We start from the raw sequence: 18,080 nt of genomic DNA on the forward strand, positions 1-18,080 counted from the left end.
CCGGGCTCGAGGGTGGGGCCGTCCCGGGCCGCTGCGGGAGGGTTACTGCTGCTTGATCCGCAGGAACGTCACCGAGTTCGCCGGGAACGTGTAGGTGAACTCGCTCGCCACTCCGGAGAAGGTCGAGGTCACCGGGGTCACCGGGGTGTCCGTCTCGGTGTTGACCGCGTCCTGGTCGGCGGCCAGCGTGGTGACGCGCGCCTTGGAGGCGACCTTGGCGCCGCCGAGGTCGACGGCCGTGCGGGCCGCCGTGTCCTGGGCGTTGACGACCTTGACGATCAGCTCGCCGGTCCGCGCGTCCTCGGTGACGATCTGGCGGAACGGCTCGGCCGGCTTGTCGTCGGTGAAGCTGCCCCACTCCTTGCCGTCGAGGTAGAGGGTCACCTGCCGGCCCCGCACCTTGATGTCGATGTCGTAGGCGCGGCCCGTCTCGATCGACCCGGCCTTCGACAGGAGCGTCGACTTGCCGCCGCCCGAGGCCTGTTCGACGGCGGACTGGGTGTTGTTCCAGCCGCCCAGGTTCCACCAGTAGTAGTTGCCCGTGTCCTTGACGCCGAAGGCGACCAGGAAGCCCTCCTTGCCGGACTTCTTGGTGGCCCTCACGTGCAGGTCGTAGTCCTTCCACGCCGGGTCACCGGCCGTGACCAGGGTGTTCTCGGCGGCGGCGTCCGTCTGGACGTACTCGCCGTCGCGCACGCTCCAGCTTCCGGCGCCCGAGTGCTTCCACTGCGAGGCGTCACCGGAGAAGTCGTCGCTGAGCAGCGTCGTCCCCTGCGCCGACGTCACCTTCACGTCGTCGTACGCCGCGCTCGTCGCCCAGGTCGACAGGCCGACGGCACCGGTGATGGGACCGCTGACGTTCGGCGTGCCGGTCGCCTTCGAGGGCACGACGCGGTCACCGACGTTGTTCATGAACAGCTTCTGGACCTCGTAGTTGGCCGAGTTCCAGGACGCGTGGTTGTTGAACCAGATCAGGTCCGGGCTCCACTGCACGTAGTCCTCGTTGGCGAGCAGCGGGGCGTAGGACGCGAGCTTGACGACGTCCGCGTTGCGCTCCAGGCCGGTCATGAACGCGGCCTCGGACAGCGCGTTCTTCCAGGCGTTGCCCTGGGAGGCGTACTCGCCGAGGAAGACCTTCGGTCCGTTCCTGTCGTACGAGTCGTAGCGGTCGTTGTTCTGGAGGAACCACTGGGGGCTGTTGTAGTAGTGCTCGTCGACCATCTCGACGCCGGCCTCGCGGTTGAGCTTCCAGGCGGTGTCGAAGGTGGACCCGGCGTCGTCCGGGCCGGAGTTGGAGACAACGGTGACGTCCGGGTACTTCGCCTCGATGGCGGCGCGGAACTCCTTGAAGCGCTCGAAGAACTCGACCGGGAGGTTCTCCTCGTTGCCGACCTCCAGGTGGGTGAGGTGGAAGGGCTTGGGGTGGCCCATCTGCGCGCGCTTCTTGCCCCAGGTCGAGGTGACCGGTCCGTTGGCGAACTCGATGAGGTCCAGGGTGTCCTGGATGTGCCGCTTCAGCAGCGCGTCGTCGACGACGGCCTTGTTCTGGCCGCAGCCGGTGACCAGGGCGGGCACGACGGGCAGCGGCATGGCGCCGATGTCCTCGGCGAAGCGGAAGTACTCGTAGTAGCCGAGGCCGTAGCTCTGGTTGTAGCCCCAGAAGTTGGCGTTGGTGGCGCGCTGCTCGACCGGGCCGATGGTGTCCTTCCACTGGTAGGACCGCTTGCGCTGCCAGCCGGAGTCCGCGCTGTAGTCCTCCATGGAGCCGGTGTTGACCAGGCAGCCGCCGGGGAAGCGCAGGAAGCCGGGGTCGAGGTCCTCGATCTTCTCGGCGAGGTCCTTGCGCAGGCCGCCCGGTTGGCCCTTGTAGGTGTCGCGGGGGAAGAGCGAGACCATGTCGAGGGCGGCCGGCGCGGTCGTGGCCACCGCGAGACGGCCGCGGTTGCTGGTGCGGGTGGCGGTGAAGGTGGCGGTGTACTTGCGCCACTGCCCCTTCGCGGCCACCTGGCGGACCTTGGCGAGCGTGCCCGCGGCGTCCCGGAGGGTGACGGTGAGGGTGGTGCCGTTCTCGGCGCGGGCCCACACCGAGAAGTCGTACGTCTTGCCCTTCTCCACCCGGATGCCGGTGTTGTAGCCGGCGTTGGTGACCGAGGAACCGGCGCCCAGGGAAAGGTAGTTGCGGTTGCGCTCGGCCAGCCGGCCCTCGTCGTTCACCACCTCGGCCGTGCCGTCGGCCGTCCAGGAGGTGAGCGGCGTGTACGAGGCGTTGTCGGCGGTGGAGTACTCGAAGGACCGGTTCTGCACGAGCTCGGCGTACAGGCCGCCGTCGGCGGCGCGGTTGATGTCCTCGTAGAAGACGCCGTACATCGTGTCGTCGATCGCGGCGCCCGTTGCGGACGGGTCGACGGTGATCGCGTAGTCGGTGACGGCCTCCGCGTGCGCCGGCGACGGCAGCAGGGCCGAGGCCGACAGGAGGGCGGTGACGCTGAGACCGAGTCTCCAGCGGGTGCGTGACATGGATACTCCGCGGCTCTCACTAGGTCGTTCGAAATATCGGACGTTGGTCAGCACTTCGAACGGCAAGATAGGGAGGGGTCGGAGGCGCGTCAATGGTTCGCGCAGCAACCAGTGGGCCGGAGGCGGAAAGCAGGTGGAAATGGCCGAGTTGTGGCCGGTGCCGGACGTGCTGGCGTATCTCGCGGGCCGGTGGCGCACCGAGCGGTCGGTGCGGGATCTGGCGAGCGGCGCGGAGGGTCGCTTCGAGGGGACCACGGTGTTCGACGCGCTCCCGGGCGGCGGGCTGCTGAGCCGCGAGTCCGGCGCCTTCACCTGGCAGGGCGCGACCCGCCCCGCCGAGCGGACGCTGCGCTACGAGCCGGGCGCCGCGCCCGGCATCGCCGACGTGCGCTTCGCGGACGGCAGGCCCTTCCACGGCCTGGACCTGACCGCGGGGCACCATGTGGCCGACCACCCGTGCGCCGCCGACCTGTACCGCGGCGAGTTCACCGTCCAGGACGCGGACCGCTGGCGGACCGTGTGGCGGGTGGGCGGCCCGGCCAAGGACCTGCTGCTCACGACGGATTACCTCCGCGAGAGGCCGGGATTCCAGGCACTGGGGGGCCTGGGGCCCGGGAGCCCGGAGCCCTGAGCCAGGGCCCGCAGCCCAGAGCCAGGGCCCGGAGGCCGGAGGCGCGGGGCCGGGGCCGGAGCCCGGAGGCCCAGGGCCGGAGCCAGGGCCGGAGCCCGGAGGCCCGGAGCCGGAGCCAGGAGGCCCGGAGCCGGAGCCAGGAGGCCCGGAGCCGGAGCCCGGAGGCCCGGAGCCGGAGCCCGGAGGCCCGGAGCCGGAGCCCGGAGGCCCGGAGCCGGAGCCCGGAGGCCCGGAGCCGGAGCCCGGAGGCCCAAGGGCCTGCGCGGGCACCGGGTCGTAGGAATGCGGCGCCATGGCCTGGTCTGGCGCCAGACCCTGGCAGGCGCCGGTCACCGTCCGAAGGTGAGCGCCATCCACTGGTCCGGTCGCTCCAGCGCCGCGAACCCGAGCTTCTCGTAGACCCCGTGCGCGTCGTGCGTGGCGAGCAGGACGCGCCGCAGCCCGTACGCTCGCAGGTGCTCGCGCACGGCCCCGACCAGCGCCGTTCCCAGGCCCTTGCCGCGCACCGAGGGGTCGACGTACACGTCGCACAGCCAGGCGAAGGTCGCCCGGTCGGTGATCACTCGAGCGTACGCCACCTGCTCCCCCGTCACCGCCTCGTACACCCCGAAGTTGAGCGAGCCCTCGATCGCCCGGTCCTGCTTCTCGCGGGGCCGTCCGAGCGCCCAGTACGCGTCGGTGGCCAGCCAGTGGTGCACACGCCCGGCGTCGATCCGGTGGGGGTCGGTGGAGATCTCGTAGCCCTCGGGCAGGGTCGGTGTGTCGGTCATGCCGGGATGCTCGCAGGGCCGGTGAGACACCGTCGACCGGATATCCGCCCGCGTCAGCCGCCCGTCACCTCGGCGCAGGCGGTGCGCAGGCGCCGTACCCCCTCCGCTATCTCCCCGACGCCCGCGACCGCCGCGAAGCTCAGCCGGATGTGGGCGGCCGGGGGTTCGGCGCTGAAGTACGGGCGGCCCGGGGTGATCGCGACGCCCGCGCGCAGGGCCGCCGAGGTGAGGACGGCCTCGTCGGTGCCGTCGGGCAGGCGGGGCCACAGGTGGTAACCGCCGGACGGGACGTGCGGCAGCGACAGCTCCGGCAGATGCAGACGCAGGGCGGACGTCATCGCGTCCCGGCGGGCCTTCAGCTCCGCGGAGACCGCCCGCAGATGGCGTGGCCAGGCGGGCGAGCCGACGAGTTCCAGCGCCGCCTCCTGGAGGGGCCGGGGCACGAAGAAGATGTCGACGACCTGGATGGCCCGCAGCCGCTCCAGCACCGGCCCGCGCGCCGCCAGGGCGCTGACCCGGAAGCTGGGCGAGGTCGCCTTGGTCAGCGAACAGACGTGGACGACCACGCCGTCCGGGTCGTCGGCGGCGAGCGGCGCGGGCAGTGGCCCCGCGTCCTCGTGCACGAGCCGCCTCACGAAGTCGTCCTCGACGACGAAGGCGCCGGCCGCACGGGCGATGCTCAGGACCTCACCGCGCCGTTCGCGGGCGAGTACCGCGCCGGTCGGATTCTGGAACAGCGGCTGGCACACGAACACGCGGGCGCCGGTCGCGCGGAAGGCGTCGGCGAGCAGCGCCGGCCGCACGCCGTCCGCGTCCACGGGAACGGGCACCGGACGCAGCCCGGCCGCCCGTGCGATGGCCAGCATGCCGGGGTACGTCGGCGACTCGACGAGTACGGGGGCACCGGGCGGGGCGAGGGCGCGCAGGGCGGTGGTCAGCGCGGACTGGCCGCCCGCGGTGATCAGTACCTCCGCCGCCGTGACGGCCCCGCCGATGCTGCGCGCGAACCACTCCCGCAGCTCCGGCAGCCCCTCCACCGGTGGCCGGCCCCAGGCACCGGGCCGCCGACCGGCCCGGGACAGGGCCGCGGCCATCGCCCGCTCCGGCTGCAGCGACGGATGCAGATAGCCGCCGTTGAACTCCACGACGCCGGGCGGCGGGGCGGCCAGCGAGACCAGGACTCCGGAGGCGTCCACGGAGCGCGGTACGAGGTCGGCGGCGCCGTCGGCGCTCAGCGCGACCTCCTGCCAGGAGGTGTCCCCGGCGGGCGCGGCCGGGGTACGCGGCTCGGCGCGGAAGGCCCCGGCGCCGGGACGGGTGACCACCAGCCCCTCGGCGGCCAGCTGTGCCAGGGCCCGGGAGACGGTCACCGGGCTCACCCGGAACCGGTCGACGAGGGCCCGGCTGGACGGGAGCTTTCCGCCGGGTGAGTAGCGGTTGAGCTCCAATCGGAGCCTGTTCGCCAGGTCAGCGACACTGCTACGCTCATGCATGAGAGCACAGAGTAGCGCTACAGCACCGTCCGCGATAGCGGTCAGCGGCCCGGGCACGGCAACCGACGGTCCGTCCTTCGGCACCCTCCAGGCCGGCCTCGGAGTCGTCGCCTTCTCCCTCACCTTCCCCGCCACCGCCTGGGGTCTGGAGGGCTTCGGCCCCTGGTCCCTGATCGCCGTGCGCAGCATCCTCGCCGCGGTGATCGCCGGCGGCTGTCTGCTGGTCATGCGGGTGCCGCCGCCCGAGCGGCGGCACTGGTTCGGGCTCGCGGTGGTGGCCGCGGGAGTGGTCCTCGGCTTCCCGCTGCTGACCACCCTCGCGCTGCAGACCTCGACCACCGCGCACGCCGCCGTCGTGGTCGGCCTGCTCCCGCTCACCACCGCACTGCTCTCCGCCCTGCGCATCGGCACCCGCCCCTCGCGCACCTTCTGGATCGCGGCCCTGGCAGGCGCGGCGGCCGTGCTGGCCTTCACGGTGCAGCAGAGCGGCGGGGCCCTGACCTCGGCCGACGCGTATCTCTTCGGAGCGCTGCTGGTGTGCGCGGCCGGCTACACCGAGGGCGGCCGGCTGGCCCGGGAGATGCCGGGCTGGCAGGTCATCGGGTGGGCGCTGGTGCTCTGCGTGCCGCTGACGGTGCCGATGGCCGCCGTCGCCCTGTCGTTCGAGCCGGTGCACCTGACGGCGCACAGCGTGACCGGGCTGCTGTGGGTGGCGGCGGGCTCGCAGTTCCTCGGCCTGGTCGTCTGGTACCGGGGCATGGCGGCGATCGGCATCCCGAAGGCCAGCCAGTTGCAGCTGGCGCAGCCGCTGCTCACACTGGTGTGGTCGGTACTTCTCCTGGGCGAGCACCTGACGGTGGCCGCTCCGCTGACGGCCGCGGCGGTACTGGTCTGCATCGCGGTCACCCAGCGGGCCCGGGGCTGAGCGGCACACAGGTGAGGAGGCCTCACGGATGCACGCAATCAAGGGCGACCAGCTGGTCCAGCACGGCCGGGTGGTCGGTGAGCACGACAAGGTCGCGGAGATCGTCGAAGTCATGGGCAAGGAGGGCGCTCCCCCGTACCGGGTCCGGTTCGAGGACGGGCACGAGGCCGTCTGCTCGCCCGGCCCCGACTCCGAGATCCGGCACAGGGAGACGCAGCTGTAGCTCAGCGCGGGGTGTCGGCCGGCCGTGTGTAGTGGTCGGCGGTCACCCGGGCCATCGCCCCGTTGCGGTCCTCGGCCACGTCCTTCGCGGAGAAGAAGACGTGTCCGCGTACCTGCGGGTACCGCGCGGCCAGCGTGAGGTGCCGGGACAGTTCGGCCGGGTCCTGCCAGGCGGCGGGCTGTGCCGGGGCGCCGGCCTTGTACAGCGCCTCCCCCACGTACAGCTGCGTCCGGCTGCCCGTGGCCACCTCCGCCCACCACGGGAGCAGCTTCGCGTAGTCGGCGGCGTCCAGGCCGATGTTCCAGTACAGCTGCGGCACGATGTAGTCGATCCAGCCCTCGCGCACCCACTTGCGGGTGTCCGCGTACAGATCGTCGTACGTCTGCACGCCCGCGCTCGTGTCCGAGCCCCGCTCGTCGGTGGCCGCGTTGCGCCACACTCCGAAGGGGCTGACGCCGAAGCGGGCGGCCGGCCTGACCTTCTTGACGCGCTCCGCCGTCTCGCGCACCAGCAGGTCGATGTTGTGGCGCCGCCAGGCGGCCCTGGTGGAGAAGCCGCTGCCGTGGGCGCCGTGGGTCCGGTCGTCGTCGAAGCTCTGGCCGGCCACCGGATAGGGGTAGAAGTAGTCGTCGAAGTGGACGCCGTCCACGGCGTACTTCTCCACCGCGTCGAGCATCGCGTCCTGGACGAAGGCCCGGACCTCGGGCAGCCCGGGGTCGTAGTAGAGCTTCCCGCTGTACGGCACCACCCACTCGGGGTGCTTGCGCGCGGGGTGGGAGGGCAGCAGACGGGCCGGGTCGTCGTGCGTGGCGACGCGGTACGGGTTGAACCAGGCGTGCAGCTCCAGTCCGCGGGCGTGGGCCTCCCTCACGGCCGTGCCCAGCGGGTCCCAGCCCGGGTCGCGGCCCTGGCTGCCGGACAGGTACTCGGACCAGGGTTCGTGCGCCGACGGCCACAGCGCGTCGGCCGTGGGCCGCACCTGGAAGAACACGGTGTTCAGGCGGTGCCGGACCGCCGTGTCGAGGTGCTCGACCAGCTCCGCGCGCTGCTCGGAGGCGCGCAGCCCCGCACGGGTGGGCCAGTCGCGGTTGGCCACCGTGGCCAGCCACATGCCCCGCATCGCGGTGCCGGCACGGCGCGCGGGCGCGGCGGGGCCCGGGAGCGCCGGCGGGGCGGGGGTGCCCGACGGGACCGGTGCCGCCGACGCGCTGGGCATCATGGTCAACGCCGACAACGCCGCCACCGCGAAGGCACGACGCGAGACACCGCCCATGGAAAGACCTCCTGAACGTTGCGGACCCGCACGGTCACGGATCGTGTACGGTCCCTCAGCATGCCCGACCCGGGGGACGGATCCGTGGCCATTCGGGGGTAACGTGCACGATCGGAGCAGGCGCCGGGGACCCCGGCCGGCCTGCTGCCACAGCCGTAGATCAGCGAAAGGGACGATGTGACCGGCATCTCGGGAGATATCGCACGTGTCGGCGTGGTGGGCTGCGGTCAGATGGGGGCGGGCATCGCCGAGGTGTGCGCCCGCTCCGGTCTGGAGGTGATGGTCGCCGAGACCACCGGCGAGGCTCTGGAGATCGGCCGGACCCGGCTGTACAACTCGCTCAGCAAGGCCGCCGAGCGCGGCAAGATCACCGAGGAGGAGCGGGACGCCACCCAGGCGCGGCTGAGCTTCACCACCGACCTCGGCGAGTTCGCCGACCGTGATCTGGTGATCGAGGCCGTCGTCGAGAACGAGCAGGTGAAGACCGAGATCTTCCAGGTGCTCGACCAGGTCGTGACCCGTCCGGACGCGATCCTGGCGTCCAACACCTCCTCGATCCCGCTGGTGAAGCTGGCGGTCGCCACGTCGCGGCCCGACCACGTCATCGGCATCCACTTCTTCAACCCGGCCCCGGTGCAGCAGCTCGTCGAGCTGATCCCGGCGCTCACCACGTCCGAGGGCACGCTCAGCCGGGCGCAGCTGTTCACCGAGAAGGTGCTCGGCAAGCACGCCATCCGCGCCCAGGACCGTTCCGGCTTCGTGGTGAACGCGCTGCTGATCCCCTACCTGCTCTCCGCGATCCGGATGTTCGAGTCGGGCATCGCCAGCCGCGAGGACATCGACAACGGCATGGAGATGGGCTGCGCCCACCCGATGGGCCCGCTGAAGCTGGCCGACCTGATCGGCCTGGACACGGTCGCATCGGTCGCGTACTCGATGTACGAGGAGTACAAGGAGCCGCTGTACGCGGCGCCTCCGCTGCTGCAGCGGATGGTGGACGCGGGGCGTCTCGGACGTAAGTCAGGGTCGGGGTTCTACACCTACGGCTGACGGCGGACTTGTGGGCCTGACCTGGGGATTTCCGGGTCAGGCCCACAGCCGTGCCCTGACGGGCTCACGGCTGTGCCGAGGTGCGTCGCCCCGGGTTCGACTCTTTCAGTGCGGTACGAGCCGCTGCCCGTCCGTGAGGACGTGGTGGGCGCCGGGCCTCATGCGGCGCTGTCCAGCCCGATGAACAGGTCCGTGATGCGCCAGGCGTTCTCGGCGTGCCGCAGCGTGAACGTGGAGAAGCCGGTCGTGACCACGGCCGGGTCCCCGTCCGCGTTCGACGTCAGCGTCAGGTAGGCCCACACCACCGCCGTGCCGTCGTCCGCACGGCGGAAGACGAGGTTGGTCAGGTGGTGCCTTCGCTGGTCGGTCTGCGCCTGTGCCGCACCCCGCACCAGGTCGAGGATCGCCGCGCGTCCGATGAACGGGCCTTGCTCGGTCTCGTCGGCGATCACGGCGGTCCAGGTGGCGTCCTCGGTCAGGACACCCTCCAGCGCCGCCATGTCCGCGTGGTCCAGGGCGAAGACGTAGCGCGCCAGTGTCTGCCGGACGGCGAGCTGTCCGGCGGGGTCGAGACGCACCTCTCCCGCGGGTGTTGCTTCGAGGTGGTGGCTTCCCCAGCCGAAAGCCCCGGTTGTCGTCATGTCCTGCCTCGCTCGTGCTCGGTGGTCGGGTGGATGATGCGCGTGACATGCGGGTGACAGAGAGAGCGCGGTCGGCGGGAACGGCCGCGCGGCTGTGCGAGGGGAGGGCCGGCGCGTGACGTCAGTGGCACGCGCCGGCCCGCGAGCGACCGTTGGGCCGTCAGGCCGTCGGACGGGCCTGTGAAACGGCGCGTTCGTCACGGAGCGACCGTGAGCACGACCTTGCCCTGGATGTGGCCCCTGGCGGCGCGTTCGTGTGCCGCCCGGGCATCCGCGAGCGCGAAGGTGCTGTCGATCGCGACGCGGATCGCGCCCGCGTCCAGCAGGTGCCCCACCTCGGCGAGCTGCGCGCCGTTCGAGCGGACCTGGGTGCCCGAGACCGTGACGCCCAGCTTCGCGGTCTCTTCCTCGTCGTATTCGCCGAAGAACACGGGGAACAGGGCGCCGCCGCGCTTGAGCGTGCGCAGGAAACGGCTGCTCTCGCGGCCGCCGACGGCGTCGAGAACGAGGTCGACGTCGTGGACGAGTTCCTCGGGACGGCCCTTGGTGTAGTCGATGAACTCGTCGGCGCCGAGCTCGCGCAGGAAGGATTCGTGCGTGCCCGAGGCCACCGCGATGACCCGTGCGCCCTTCCACTTCGCCAGTTGCAGCGCGAAGTGTCCCACGCCGCCCGCGGCGCCGTTGATGAGCACCGTCGTGTCGGCGTCGAGTGCCACCGGACGGTGCCGCGCCTTCTGGAAGGGCGAGGGGTGGTCGTGCCCGAGCTCGACCAGGAACTGCCACGCCGTCAGCAGGGACATGGGCGCCCCGGCGGCGTGCACGTGATCGATACCGGCCGGCTTGCGGGCGAGGTCCGAGGCGGGCGCGGTCACGTACTCGGCGTACGCCCGGCCCTCGAAGCTGGGGAAACGGAGCATGCCGAAGACCTCGTCACCGGCGGAGAAGCCTTCCACATCCGCGGCGACGGCCTCGACGACGCCCGAGACGTCCGTGCCCGGGATCACGGGCAGATCGAACTTGGGCCTGGTCTCCGGGGGGATGTTGCTCAGCCCGTCGCGCAGGTACCAGTCCGGAGGGTTGATGCCGACCGCGTGGACGCGGACGAGCACCTCACCCGGCTTCGGCTCGGGCACCGGCACCTCGTCGTAGCTCAGGACCTCGGGGCCACCGCGCTCGTGCAGCTGGACGGCCCTCATCGTGCGTGCTGACATCGTTTCCTCCTGCCCCTTCCTGGGGCTACGCTTTAGTGGATCGGTGATCCAGTTATCCGGACCACTGATCCGAATATATGGACCACTGATCCGGACAGTCAAGTGAACCACTGATCCGGATATCCAGGAGGGGCAGATGCGGGCCGACGCCAGGAAGAACCGTGACCACTTGCTCGCAGTCGCGGGCGCCGTCATCACCGAGCAGGGTGCCGAGGCGTCGCTGCGCGACATCGCACGGAGGGCCGACATGGGGCTCGCCACGCTGCTCCGTCACTTCCCCACACGCGAGGCGCTGCTCGACGCCCTGCTCCGCACGAGCTTCGACGAGCTGACGGCGAAGGCCGGCGAGCTCGAGGCGGCGGGCTCGCCCGAGGACGCTCTCGTCTCATGGCTGCGCGACTGCGTAGCCGTCGCACACGAGTACCGGGGCGTCACAGAGCTGATGGCGGCCGCCATCGAGGAGCCCGACTCCGCACTGCACGCTTCGTGCGTCACCATGCGCGCAGCCGGCACCGGGCTCCTCGCCCGCGCTCAGGCCGCGGGCACAGCGCGGACGGACATCGACGGTGCCGATCTGTTCGCGCTGGTCGCGGCGCTCGCGTGGCTCGGCGACCAACCGTCGTTCGCGCCACGCGCCGATCACCTCCTCGATGTCTTCGCGAGCGCGATCCTGACGAGCTGACGATCCCAGGGAGCGGTGACGCCGGGGGCCTCGGCCGACATCGTCTTCTCCTCCTCCGCCTGACCACGAAGAGTGACCCCCGCGGGTCCGGCACCGGACGAGGTGCCGGACCCGCGGCGTTCACACGCCGTGTGCGCGCCGGGCCCGCATATGCCCTCCGCACACCCTCCCCCTGCGCCCACCAGGCGGGTTGACTCACCATGCACATGCAAGGGATGAGAGTCGACTACGGAAAGGAGCGGTTCGTGACCGCCGGTCCCGAGCATTCCGTCGTACAGGGAGAACTCGCAGAGTTACGCCGCCGGCTCGACGTGGCCTACGCCCGCGTCGAGGGCGGACTGGCCCTGCTCTCCCACCGCACCGAGGAGACCGCCAAGGAGCTGGAGGATCTGAACGCACGGCTGACCGCCCTGGAACACGCCCGCTGGCCGCTTCCCTCGCTCGCGGTCGTCACGGCCGTGGGCTCCCTGGTCGTGGCGGTCTGGCAGGCCCTCGGGCGTTAGGCACCGTCACCGGGGCGGGGCGCGTCCTGCCCGAGCCTGAGGTGATGCAGCAGGAGTAACGCCGCCGCCATGTTGGCGGCCGGGACCTCCCCACGGGCGACCAGGTCGGGAACGAGTTTGAGCGGGACCCACTCCCGGCGGTCCGACTCGAAGTCGTCCACGGGGTGTCCGACGTACGTGCCCTCCTCGGCCCAGTAGATGTGGTGCCGGGCGTCGGTGAGTCCGTTGGACGGCTCCACGCTCATGAGGTGGCGCAGCGGTCCCGGCCGCCAGCCGGTCTCCTCCTCCAGCTCCCTGGCCGCCGCCACCGCGATGTCCTCGCCGTCCTCGACGACACCGGCCGCGAGTTCCCAGCCCCAGCTGTCGGTGATGAAGCGGTGCCGCCACAGCAGGAGGACCTCGCCCGCCCCGTTCACGACCGTGGCCGCGGCGACGGGGCGCATCCGTATGAGGAAGTGGTCGAGATGCCGGCCGTCCGGTAGCGCGACATCGGCAAGATTGACGCGGAACCAGCGATTTGAGTACACGGTTTGCTCGTTCTGTTTCGTCCACTGCACGGTTCTGCCACCTTTCATGGAGTAGGTGGCAATATCGCAGCAGGAGCGGCCCGGCAGCAGGCGCACGACGGCCGCTCACGGAGCAGTGGCGGGCGCAGTGTCGCCGAAGGACGGCCGGGCTAGGGCCTGTCAGACAGGCCCTAGCTAGAGCGGTACGCGCAGTGCCCCGTCGATGAGTTCGGCGGCCTCGGCGGTGCCCGCGCACCCGTTGCGCACCAGGTGCTCGCGCACCGCGCGCAGTCTGTCCCGCAGCCGCTGCGACTCCATGCCCCGGGCCTGTTCGGCCATCCGCACCGCGGTGGCGACCGCCTTGTCGGCGTTGCCCCGGCGCAGTTCGATCGTGCTGAGCATGGCGAGCCGGTGCACACGGCCCCGGTCGTGCGCGGGGTTGTCGACGGCCGCCGCGGCGTGCTCCCCGGCCGCCGTGAGTTCGCCGAGGCTCAGCAGTGCCTCGGCCACCTGGACGTTGACCAGGCCGGGCTGGACATAGCCGGTCTCGTCGGGTTCGTGTCCGCGCCGGATGCGTTCGGCGGCCTGCTCGGCCCGCCCGATGCAGGACAGGGCGCTCGTGCCGTCGCCGAGGTGGGCGTACGCCTTCGCCTGCATCGCGTACAGGTCGGAGGCGAGGGCCGGGGTGATGTGCCGGCCGGCGGTGCGCAGGGCGGCCTCGGCGAAGGCGACGGCCTGCCGGTACTCCCGCATGAACAACGCCTGGTTGACCAGCAGGGCGATGACATAGGCGCCCAGTCCCCGGTCACCGCTGGCCTTCGCGAGTCTGAGCGCCTGGTGGAAGTAGCGCTGCGCGAGGCCGTGCGCGTCGGAGTCGTACGCGCAGATGCCGGCGACCGCCACCAGACCACCGGTGGCCCGGTGGAGCCGGCGGCCGGTGGCGTCCGTGTAGCTGCCGCGCAGCAGCGGGGCGGCCTCGGAGTTGAGGAAGCCGACGATGCGGGCGCGGGTCGCGATGCCGCCGGCCTTGCGGTACATCTGCTCGTAGTGGGTGCGCGCACACCGGAGCATCTCCAGGTCGGAGGCGGTGACCCGGTGTCGGCCGCCGCGGGAGACGTCCACGTCCTCGGGCGGGTTCTCCCACTCCCACACCGGCATCACGGCGGGCGTGCCGGTGAGCGCGGGGGCGCCCAGGACGTGCGGACGCCGCTGCTGGTCGGAGCGCCACAGGGCGGTCGCGCGCTCCACGAACCCGGACAGTGAGCCGGTGTGCGGGGCGGCCGGTTCGCCGCCGGACACGCCGAGGCCGATGTCGTCGAGGGTGACGGGCCGGTGCAGCCGGGACGCGAGGACCTCGCAGATCAGGTCGGGGACCTGACCACGGGGGCGCTGCCCCTTCAACCACCGTGCGACGGCGGTGTGTTCGTACTTCAGAGCGAGTCCGCGCGACCGCCCCGCCTGGTTGACGTGCGCGGCCAGTCCCGCATGCGAGATCCCGGCCTCGTCCAGGATCGCGTCGAGCAGGGTGTTGGGCTGCATGGGTGCCCCCCGGTGACTCGGTCCCGACAGCGTAGTGCGTCGGTCTTCACACGGGGTGTGAACGGAGTACGCGCATCCGCACCGTGTGCGCGCTGTCGCGGAGAGTGCCGGCGCCGGTTGACTGAACTGCCTCGAAAGAGGCCGGCCGGGCCGTCGGTCCCCCTCGTACAGTACGGCGGCCCGTTTCCACGCCGTCCGCCCGGCTGCCTGCCCGACACTCCGTGGCGGGGCGGGCGGCGAGCCGGCTCCGCCGGTGCGGGGAGGATGGCGGTGCGTTGGCGGCCGCGGGTGCGTCGTGGCTTGTCGCGCGGTTCCCCGCGCCCCTGAAGGGGCGTTGCGCTGACGCCCATAGGGGCGCGGGGAACTGCGCGAGCGGCCACGACGCACCCGCAGCCGCCGCCCGGCAGAAGCCCCCGCCCCTTGGGCGCCCCGTTAACTACGCAGCACCGCTCCGACACGCTCGCCCGCGAGGGCGACCGCCGCGTCGCGGGCGGCCGACGCCTCGTCGACCGTCAGCGTCCGGTCCCCCGCGCGGAAGCGCAGCGCGTACGCCAGGGACTTGCGCCCCTCGCCGAGCTGCTCGGCGTTGTCGTAGACGTCGAACAGCCGGATGGACTCCAGCAGCTCACCGGCGCCCTCGCGCAGCGCCGCCTCGACGTCCGCCGCCGGGACGAACGCGTCGACGACCAGCGCGACGTCCTGCGTGGCGACCGGGAACGTGGAGATGCCCGGCGCCTGCGGAGTGCCGTCGCCGACCTGTTCCAGGGCGTCGAGGTCCAGCTCCATCGCGCAGCTGCGGGCAGGCAGGCCCAGCGTCTTCAGGACGCCCGGGTGCAGCTCGCCGGCGTGCCCGATGACCCGCTCGGTGCCGTCGACGGTGACCGTCAGCTCGGCGCAGCGGCCCGGGTGCCAGGGCCCGTACTGGCCCTTGCGGGTGCCGAGTTCGGCGCCGGCCTCGCGGGCGACGGTGCGGGCGGCCTCGACCGCGTCGGCCCAGTCGGCCGGACGGCCCTTGCCCCACCAGCCGGACTGCTCGCGGGCGCCGGCCAGGACGACGGCGACGTGCCGGGGCTGGTCGGGCAGCGCGGCGTCCAGCGCGGCGATGTCCTCCTCGCTGGGGCGCCGGTCGACGGGCAGGTTGGCGGCGATCCGCTGCTCGTCGCGCGGCCGGAAGACCAGGCCGGTCTCGAACAGCGCGAGGTCGTGCGAGCCCCGGCCGTCGTTGCGGCGCAGCGCGCCGAGCAGGCCCGGCAGCAGCGAGGTCCGCAGCGCGGGCTCCTCGTCGCTGAGCGGGTTGACCAGCTTGACGACGCGGCGGGCCGGGTCGTCGGCGTCCAGCCCGAGCTGGTCGAAGACCTGCTCGCTGACGAACGGGTAGTTCGGCGCCTCGACGTAACCGGCGCCGGCCAGGGCACGCCCGACACGTCGGTGCAGCCGCTGCCGGGAGGTCAGGCCGCGGCCCGCCGGGGGCCGGGGCAGCGTGGAGGGCAGGTTCTCGTAGCCCTCCAGGCGGATGACCTCTTCGGCCAGGTCGTTCGGGTCCCTGAGGTCGGGCCGCCAGGACGGCACGGTGACGATCAGCTCGTCCTGCCCGTACACGTCGCAGCCGACCTCCTGGAGGCGTCGTACGACGCTCTCGCGGCCGTACTCCACGCCCGCGACCTTGTCCGGGTGGTCGGCCGGGACGCTGATGGTGTGCGGCGCGGACGGGGCGCTGATCTCGGTGACGCCGGCCTCGGCGGTGCCGCCCGCGAGCAGCACCAGCAGGTCGACGGTCCGCTGGGCGGCGGCCGCCGCGGCCTGCGGGTCGACGCCGCGCTCGAAGCGGCGGGAGGCCTCGGAGGACAGCTTGTGCCGGCGGGCGGTGCGTGCGATGGACACCTGGTCGAAGTGGGCGGCCTCGATGACCACGTCGCTGGTCGACTGTCCGCCGTTGTCCGCGGCGTCGTGGTCCGCGATCTCGGTGTTGGCGCCGCCCATGACGCCGGCGAGCCCGATCGGGCCGCGGTCGTCGGTGATGACCAGGTCCTCGGCGTGCAGCTTCCGCTCGACGCCGTCGAGGGTGACGATCTTCTCGCCCTCCTCGGCCCGGCGCACGCCGATGGTGCCCTGGACCAGGGAGCGGTCGTAGGCGTGCAGGGGCTGGCCGAGCTCCATCATCACGTAGTTGGTGACGTCGACGGCGAGCGAGATCGGGCGCATGCCGACCTTCTGCAGCCGGCGCTGGAGCCAGATCGGGGAGCGTGCCTCGGGGCTGAGGCCGGTGACCGTGCGGGCGGTGAAACGGTCGCAGCCCGTGGGGTCGGCGATCTTCACCGGGTAGCCGAATGCGTTCGGGCCGGGCACGTCGAGCAGGGCCGGGTCGCGCAGCGGCAGGCCGTAGGCGATGGCGGTCTCGCGGGCGACGCCGCGGATGGACAGGCAGTCGCCGCGGTTGGCGGTGACGGCGATGTCCAGGACGTCGTCGACCAGTTCCAGCAGCTCGATGGCGTCCCTGCCGACCTCGGTCTCCGGCGGCAGCACGATGATGCCGTGGGCACCGTCGTCGCCCATGCCCAGCTCGTCGCTGGAGCAGATCATGCCGTGGGACGTCTTGCCGTAGGTCTTGCGGGCGCTGATCGAGAAGCCGCCCGGCAGGGTGGCGCCGGGAAGGACCACGACGACCTTGTCGCCGACGGCGAAGTTCCGGGCGCCGCAGACGATCTCCTGGGGCTCGCCGGTGCCGTTGGCCCGGCCGACGTCGACCGTGCAGAAGCGGATCGGCTTCTTGAAGCCCTCCAGTTCCTCGATGGTCAGCACCTGGCCGACGACGAGGGGGCCCTTGAGGTCGGCACCGAGGTGCTCGACGGTCTCGACCTCGAGCCCGGCCGAAATGAGCTTGGCCTGGACGTCACGGCCGGTCTGCGTGGCCGGCAGGTCGACGTACTCCCGCAGCCAAGAAAGCGGGACCCGCATCAGATCTCCATCCCGAACGGCCGGGTGAAGCGCACGTCACCCTCGACCATGTCTCGCATGTCCTCGACGTTGTGGCGGAACATCAGCATCCGCTCGATGCCGAACCCGAAGGCGAAGCCGCTGTACTTCTCCGGGTCGACGCCGCAGGCGGTGAGCACCCGCGGGTTGACCATGCCGCAGCCGCCGAGCTCGATCCAGCCCTCGCTGGAGCAGGTGCGGCAGGGCCGGTCGGGGTTGCCGACGGACGCGCCCTTGCAGACGTAGCAGAGCATGTCCATCTCGGCGGACGGCTCGGTGAAGGGGAAGAAGTTCGGCCGCAGCCGGGTCTTCATCTCCGCGCCGAACAGCGACTGGACCATGTGGTCCAGGGTGCCCTTGAGGTCCGCCATGGTCAGGCCCTCGTCGATCGCGAGGAGCTCCACCTGGTGGAAGACGGGGGTGTGCGTGGCGTCCAGCTCGTCGGTGCGGTACACGCGGCCGGGGCAGATCACGTAGACCGGCAGCTCGCGGCCGAGCGCGGAGCGGATCTGCACGGGGGAGGTGTGGGTGCGCAGCACGGCGCCGGACTCGGTGCCTCCCTCGGGGCCCTCGACGAAGAAGGTGTCGGCCTCGCCGCGGGCCGGGTGGTCCGGGCCGATGTTCAGGGCGTCGAAGTTGAACCACTCCGCCTCGACCTCGGGGCCCTCGGCGACCTCGTAGCCCATGGCCACGAAGATGTCCTCGATGCGCTCCGAGAGCGTGGTGAGCGGGTGGCGGGCGCCGGCCGGTACGCGGTCGTAGGGCAGCGTGACATCCACCGCCTCCTCGACCAGCACCCGGGCGTCCCGCTCGGCCTCCAGCTCGGTCTGGCGGGCGGCCAGCGCCTTGTTCACGGCGCCCCGGGCCATGCCGACGCGCTTGCCGGCCTCGGCCTTGGCGTGCGGGGGCAGGGCGCCGATCTCGCGGTTGGCCAGCGCCAGCGGGGAGGTGCCGCCGGTGTGGGCGACCTTGGCCTCCTGGAGCGCGTCGAGGGAGTCCGCGGCGGCGAAGGCGGCGAGCGCCTCGTCCCGCATGCGCTCGATCTCTTCCGGTTTCAACGCCTCGACCTCGACAGGGTCGTACGACTTATTCGGTGCCGACATCTCTTCCCGTGCTTCCGATTGGCTGGCTGATGGTCCCCGT

At 72.0% G+C, this 18,080-nt stretch carries 16 protein-coding genes; 6 read left to right on the forward strand and 10 right to left on the reverse strand.

Annotated elements, in window-relative coordinates; all coding sequences use genetic code 11:
• Positions 1-42: 42 nt before the first annotated feature.
• Positions 43-2,517: an alpha-L-arabinofuranosidase C-terminal domain-containing protein gene (locus tag RM812_RS13450; protein ID WP_311572736.1), complete on the reverse strand. Its 2,475-nt coding sequence runs from the start codon at positions 2,515-2,517 to the stop codon at positions 43-45.
• Between the two features lie 139 nt (positions 2,518-2,656).
• On the opposite strand from RM812_RS13450, the gene RM812_RS13455 reads away from it, so the two are divergent.
• A complete protein-coding gene (locus RM812_RS13455; RefSeq protein ID WP_311572737.1) occupies positions 2,657-3,148 on the forward strand; it encodes a DUF6314 family protein in 492 nt (163 codons plus the stop codon).
• Between the two features lie 329 nt (positions 3,149-3,477).
• Here the strand turns inward: RM812_RS13455 and RM812_RS13460 are convergent, their stop codons facing one another.
• Positions 3,478-3,918: a GNAT family N-acetyltransferase gene (locus tag RM812_RS13460; RefSeq protein ID WP_311572738.1), complete on the reverse strand. Its 441-nt coding sequence runs from the start codon at positions 3,916-3,918 to the stop codon at positions 3,478-3,480.
• A gap of 53 nt (positions 3,919-3,971) precedes the next feature.
• Positions 3,972-5,411, reverse strand: a complete 1,440-nt coding sequence (locus RM812_RS13465) for an aminotransferase-like domain-containing protein (protein WP_311572739.1) — start codon at positions 5,409-5,411, stop codon at positions 3,972-3,974.
• Here RM812_RS13465 and RM812_RS13470 point away from each other — a divergent pair.
• Together RM812_RS13470 and RM812_RS13475 are read left to right on the forward strand one after the other, a co-directional pair.
• Positions 5,410-6,336 (forward strand): DMT family transporter, encoded by a 927-nt coding sequence (locus tag RM812_RS13470; protein WP_311572740.1) that lies wholly within the window; start codon positions 5,410-5,412, stop codon positions 6,334-6,336. The two genes, RM812_RS13465 and RM812_RS13470, sit on opposite strands and share 2 nt — an antisense overlap.
• Positions 6,337-6,364: 28 nt before the next feature.
• A complete protein-coding gene (locus tag RM812_RS13475; RefSeq protein WP_311572741.1) occupies positions 6,365-6,559 on the forward strand; it encodes a DUF1918 domain-containing protein in 195 nt (64 codons plus the stop codon).
• 1 nt (position 6,560) lies between these two features.
• On the opposite strand, the gene RM812_RS13480 is transcribed toward RM812_RS13475, so the two are convergent.
• Positions 6,561-7,832 (reverse strand): glycoside hydrolase family 10 protein, encoded by a 1,272-nt coding sequence (locus tag RM812_RS13480; protein WP_311572742.1) that lies wholly within the window; start codon positions 7,830-7,832, stop codon positions 6,561-6,563.
• A 177-nt stretch (positions 7,833-8,009) separates the two neighbouring features.
• Between RM812_RS13480 and RM812_RS13485 the strand changes: the two genes are divergently transcribed.
• Positions 8,010-8,882: a 3-hydroxybutyryl-CoA dehydrogenase gene (locus RM812_RS13485; RefSeq protein ID WP_311572743.1), complete on the forward strand. Its 873-nt coding sequence runs from the start codon at positions 8,010-8,012 to the stop codon at positions 8,880-8,882.
• A 158-nt stretch (positions 8,883-9,040) separates the two neighbouring features.
• Here the strand turns inward: RM812_RS13485 and RM812_RS13490 are convergent, their stop codons facing one another.
• Both RM812_RS13490 and RM812_RS13495 read right to left on the reverse strand, forming a co-directional pair.
• Positions 9,041-9,523: a nuclear transport factor 2 family protein gene (locus tag RM812_RS13490; protein ID WP_311572744.1), complete on the reverse strand. Its 483-nt coding sequence runs from the start codon at positions 9,521-9,523 to the stop codon at positions 9,041-9,043.
• Between the two features lie 197 nt (positions 9,524-9,720).
• Complete coding sequence (locus RM812_RS13495; protein ID WP_311572745.1) at positions 9,721-10,734, reverse strand: NADP-dependent oxidoreductase; 1,014 nt, start codon at positions 10,732-10,734, stop codon at positions 9,721-9,723.
• Between the two features lie 136 nt (positions 10,735-10,870).
• Between RM812_RS13495 and RM812_RS13500 the strand changes: the two genes are divergently transcribed.
• Both RM812_RS13500 and RM812_RS13505 read left to right on the forward strand, forming a co-directional pair.
• Positions 10,871-11,416 (forward strand): TetR/AcrR family transcriptional regulator, encoded by a 546-nt coding sequence (locus RM812_RS13500; protein WP_311572746.1) that lies wholly within the window; start codon positions 10,871-10,873, stop codon positions 11,414-11,416.
• A 245-nt stretch (positions 11,417-11,661) separates the two neighbouring features.
• Positions 11,662-11,919, forward strand: coding sequence for a hypothetical protein (locus RM812_RS13505; protein WP_311572747.1), 258 nt, complete (start codon positions 11,662-11,664; stop codon positions 11,917-11,919).
• Here the strand turns inward: RM812_RS13505 and RM812_RS13510 are convergent.
• The 4 genes from RM812_RS13510 to pheS all read right to left on the reverse strand — a co-directional run bounded on the left by RM812_RS13510 (position 11,916) and on the right by pheS (position 18,040).
• Positions 11,916-12,476 carry an NUDIX hydrolase gene (locus RM812_RS13510; protein WP_311572748.1) on the reverse strand — a complete coding sequence of 187 codons (561 nt, stop codon included), beginning with the start codon at positions 12,474-12,476 and terminating at the stop codon, positions 11,916-11,918. The genes RM812_RS13505 and RM812_RS13510 overlap by 4 nt on opposite strands.
• Before the next feature lie 144 nt (positions 12,477-12,620).
• Positions 12,621-13,964: a transcriptional regulator gene (locus RM812_RS13515; RefSeq protein ID WP_311572749.1), complete on the reverse strand. Its 1,344-nt coding sequence runs from the start codon at positions 13,962-13,964 to the stop codon at positions 12,621-12,623.
• Between the two features lie 432 nt (positions 13,965-14,396).
• Positions 14,397-16,919 carry a phenylalanine--tRNA ligase subunit beta gene (gene pheT / locus RM812_RS13520; RefSeq protein ID WP_311572750.1) on the reverse strand — a complete coding sequence of 841 codons (2,523 nt, stop codon included), beginning with the start codon at positions 16,917-16,919 and terminating at the stop codon, positions 14,397-14,399.
• Positions 16,919-18,040: a phenylalanine--tRNA ligase subunit alpha gene (gene pheS / locus RM812_RS13525; RefSeq protein WP_311572751.1), complete on the reverse strand. Its 1,122-nt coding sequence runs from the start codon at positions 18,038-18,040 to the stop codon at positions 16,919-16,921. The genes pheT and pheS overlap by 1 nt, the downstream gene beginning before the upstream one ends.
• Positions 18,041-18,080: the final 40 nt, after the last annotated feature.

This window comes from Streptomyces lancefieldiae, assembly GCF_031845825.1.
Lineage (GTDB): Bacteria > Actinomycetota > Actinomycetes > Streptomycetales > Streptomycetaceae > Streptomyces > Streptomyces lancefieldiae.

What these genes read in the sequence shown, in the direction of transcription:
- RM812_RS13515 (WP_311572749.1), bottom strand. Translation starts at nt 13,964, where the DNA reads ATGCAGCCCAACACCCTGCTCGACGCGATCCTGGACGAGGCCGGGATC.
- RM812_RS13455 (WP_311572737.1), top strand. Translation starts at nt 2,657, where the DNA reads ATGGCCGAGTTGTGGCCGGTGCCGGACGTGCTGGCGTATCTCGCGGGC.
- pheT (WP_311572750.1), bottom strand. Translation starts at nt 16,919, where the DNA reads ATGCGGGTCCCGCTTTCTTGGCTGCGGGAGTACGTCGACCTGCCGGCC.
- RM812_RS13490 (WP_311572744.1), bottom strand. Translation starts at nt 9,523, where the DNA reads ATGACGACAACCGGGGCTTTCGGCTGGGGAAGCCACCACCTCGAAGCA.
- RM812_RS13465 (WP_311572739.1), bottom strand. Translation starts at nt 5,411, where the DNA reads ATGCATGAGCGTAGCAGTGTCGCTGACCTGGCGAACAGGCTCCGATTG.
- RM812_RS13500 (WP_311572746.1), top strand. Translation starts at nt 10,871, where the DNA reads ATGCGGGCCGACGCCAGGAAGAACCGTGACCACTTGCTCGCAGTCGCG.
- RM812_RS13460 (WP_311572738.1), bottom strand. Translation starts at nt 3,918, where the DNA reads ATGACCGACACACCGACCCTGCCCGAGGGCTACGAGATCTCCACCGAC.
- RM812_RS13475 (WP_311572741.1), top strand. Translation starts at nt 6,365, where the DNA reads ATGCACGCAATCAAGGGCGACCAGCTGGTCCAGCACGGCCGGGTGGTC.
- RM812_RS13495 (WP_311572745.1), bottom strand. Translation starts at nt 10,734, where the DNA reads ATGTCAGCACGCACGATGAGGGCCGTCCAGCTGCACGAGCGCGGTGGC.
- RM812_RS13470 (WP_311572740.1), top strand. Translation starts at nt 5,410, where the DNA reads ATGAGAGCACAGAGTAGCGCTACAGCACCGTCCGCGATAGCGGTCAGC.
- RM812_RS13480 (WP_311572742.1), bottom strand. Translation starts at nt 7,832, where the DNA reads ATGGGCGGTGTCTCGCGTCGTGCCTTCGCGGTGGCGGCGTTGTCGGCG.
- RM812_RS13450 (WP_311572736.1), bottom strand. Translation starts at nt 2,517, where the DNA reads ATGTCACGCACCCGCTGGAGACTCGGTCTCAGCGTCACCGCCCTCCTG.
- pheS (WP_311572751.1), bottom strand. Translation starts at nt 18,040, where the DNA reads ATGTCGGCACCGAATAAGTCGTACGACCCTGTCGAGGTCGAGGCGTTG.